This is a genomic window from Flectobacillus sp., assembly GCF_049240685.1.
Lineage (GTDB): Bacteria > Bacteroidota > Bacteroidia > Cytophagales > Spirosomataceae > Flectobacillus.
The window spans coordinates 1-2,929 of record NZ_JBMLSD010000092.1 but is presented as its reverse complement, the minus strand read 5'-3'; the positions used below and the strand labels follow the sequence as shown (position 1 = coordinate 2,929).

Sequence of the window (2,929 nt, the reverse complement as noted above, 5' to 3'; positions counted from 1 at the left end):
ATCCCCCTCCTCCAATCAAAATACCCTTTAATAGCCATGACGAGCAATAGCGCATACAGAATACTCGTTCCGTGTAAATCCTTGACGTAGTACATGCCTATATACACCAAGTTGGCTACAATCCACAAAATCCAATTTTCTAGATATTTTTTGCCAATCATCCATGAAGCAATCAAACTAATGGCTGTCAAACTCGAATCTAAATAGGGTAAACTAGCATCAGTTTGGGCATGCAAATACCCTGACACACCCGTAAATGCAATACCTGCTGCCAGACAAATAGGAATATATTTTTTAGGCATTTTGCTTACAGGAAGCTCGGTTTTATTAGCGCCACCATAAAGCCATTGATACCAACCATAAACGCCCAGAATGATAAACACGATTTGTAACTCCATATCAGAATAGAGCTTGCTCTGGAAATAGACTACTCCATACACAGATGAGCTTACAATCGCCCAAAACCAACTCCAGATATTTTGTCGGATATTCAACCAGACATATATCAAGGAGGTCACAATACCAAAAACTTCTATCCAATTGGTTTGGACATAATCTGTAAGAAAATCAAACATGTTTTAACAAATGGGTTAAGCTTTCAATTGTGGATTGCTGATGTTGGATTTCGGAAGTATAATCTTCGATTTTTTGTAAAAGGTATTTTACTTTATTTCCGAAATTAGCAATCCCAAATCTGAAATTGTTGAAAATCAATTCACAACTCATCCTTTACAGCTTTGGGCTGTCCTTGCGTAAATGAGGAGGTTTGCTGAAGTACTTGCACAAATGCGTTAGCTTACACTCTTCACATTTGGGTGAGCGTGCAATGCAGACATAACGCCCATGCAAAATCAACCAATGGTGAGCTTTGGGTACTAAATCCTCAGGAATATGTTTGATGAGCTCTTTTTCTACTGCCAAAGGTGTTGTAGCAGTTTTGGCTACCAAGCCCAAACGATGTGATACTCTGAATACGTGCGTATCGACCGCCATGGCTGGTTGATTAAAAATCACCGAAACAATCACATTGGCTGTCTTACGCCCCACGCCAGGAAGGGTTTGAAGTTCTTCGATGGTACTAGGCACTTCTGAGCTGAAGTTATCAACAAGCTTTTGCCCTAAACCAATCAAATGCTTGGCTTTATTGTTAGGATAGGAAATCGAGCGGATGTAATAAAATACCTCTTCGAAAGTGGCGCTGGCTAAGGACTCAGGCGTAGGAAAGCGCTCGAACAAGGCAGGCGTCACCATATTGACTCGCTTGTCGGTACATTGAGCGGATAATACTACAGCCACCAATAATTCAAAAGGAGTGGTATAATGTAATTCGGTTTCGGCTACAGGAAAATTGTGAAGGAAGTAATCTATCAGTAAACGATAACGTTCTTTTTTGAGCATAACAAAATCTGGATTAACGAGATTATATAGGAGACCTGTGTGACAAGTTCCAAAAATCAAAAATAAGGATAAATAGCCAGATTTTTTAGTTACAGAGACACAATAAGATATAATCAGAAGTTGGTAGATAACTTCTAAAAAATAAAGCAAATAGAAACTTACTCAAGTCTATTGAAGACTTGAGTAAAACAAAAAAACATCAAACCTGAGCCTAAAACTAGGCGGAGGTTTGATGTTTTGAGTCAAAATTACGAGAATACGCTAATATGTTGTCGACCGTTCTAGAGGATGGTTCACGATAACTAGCATCTAAACCGATTTTAAGATCCACTAAATCCAAATAAAATTCTAGCATTTCGGTATCGTGTACCAATGCATCTTGGATTAATAGGTTTTCTTCTTCTGAAGTTTCCTCGTAAACGTAACGAATTACGTCATTCTGCGTAAAGGTTTGTATCATAGCTCGGAGAATTTTTACTCATCATTTTGCGTAGATTTATCAACGCATAACGCATTCTCCCCAATGCCGTATTGATACTAACGCCAGTGGCGTCGGCAATTTCTTGAAAACTCATGTCTTCATAATGACGCATAACGAGTACTTCGCGCTGCGAATCAGGAAGACGTTTAATCAAATCTCTAAGATGGTTGTGTGTTTCATTTTTGATTTGCATTTCCTCGATAGAGTCTTCTGCAAAATCAAGTGTATTGAATACACTACTACCATCTTCGAATACGATATTGGGATAGCGTTTTTCTCGACGGAAATTATCTATAGCCATGTTATGGGCAATTCTAAGTACCCATGGCAAAAATTTACCTTCATCGTTATACTTGCCAGAGCGAAGTACATCTACTGCTTTCACAAAAGTATCTTGCAATAAGTCTTCTGCTACGTAAGTATCTTTTACGATTAAATAAATTGTTGTATAAACTTTTGATTTGTATCTGCGAACAAGTGTTTCGAAGGCATGTTCGTCACCATTTTGAATATAGCGTGATACTAGCTCACTGTCGTTAACATGGATTCTTTCCATCTTGATAAATCTATTTGGTTAACGTAAAGCTTTATATCATATTGCTTCTCCTATATTGTTTTTTTAGTGACTACTCTAATTAAAAATGAAGTATGCTTGATTGGTTGACTCAAAGATAGTAGTTGTTATATTAATTCCAAAAAAATTACAAGCAAATTTAACTTTCGTTAACAAATATTAACAGCCTTTTCTTCGTTATAAGAGAATGTACTTACTCAAAATGGCTATTTCTACCTAATAAATACCTAGTAATTTCCTGAAATCTCCAAATTTATTGTTAATCTACTTTATATACGGATAACAATATAATTTGGATTTTTACCGTCTTTGGTTTCAAAAATACTCAAAACTCAGGCAAATGCAAGAAGTTTATACACAGAATTGATTAAATGGTCTCAATATACAAACTGAAACACAATAATTAGACCAAACTTGAAAAGTGCGATTGGGAGTTAGTAGGCTAAATAAAAATCAACTATATGGCTGTCGGCTTT

Annotated in this window: 4 protein-coding genes; all 4 read right to left on the bottom strand. The window is 36.6% G+C overall.

The genetic code is table 11. The features are described from left to right. Window positions 1–575, bottom strand: a 575-nt coding sequence (pnuC, locus tag ACOVQ4_RS04375; RefSeq protein ID WP_421819433.1) for a nicotinamide riboside transporter PnuC, incomplete at its 3' end; no start/stop codon positions are given. Between the two features lie 154 nt (window positions 576–729). Then, window positions 730–1,398, bottom strand: coding sequence for an endonuclease III (gene nth, locus ACOVQ4_RS04370; protein WP_095161054.1), 669 nt, complete (start codon window positions 1,396–1,398; stop codon window positions 730–732). A 217-nt stretch (window positions 1,399–1,615) separates the two neighbouring features. Continuing rightward, a complete protein-coding gene (locus ACOVQ4_RS04365; protein ID WP_095161053.1) occupies window positions 1,616–1,858 on the bottom strand; it encodes a hypothetical protein in 243 nt (80 codons plus the stop codon). Then, on the bottom strand, window positions 1,833–2,435 hold the full coding sequence (locus ACOVQ4_RS04360; protein WP_095161052.1) for an RNA polymerase sigma factor: 603 nt from the start codon (window positions 2,433–2,435) through the stop codon (window positions 1,833–1,835). Before ACOVQ4_RS04360 ends, ACOVQ4_RS04365 begins: the two co-directional genes overlap by 26 nt. Between the last annotated feature and the right edge of the window lie 494 nt (window positions 2,436–2,929).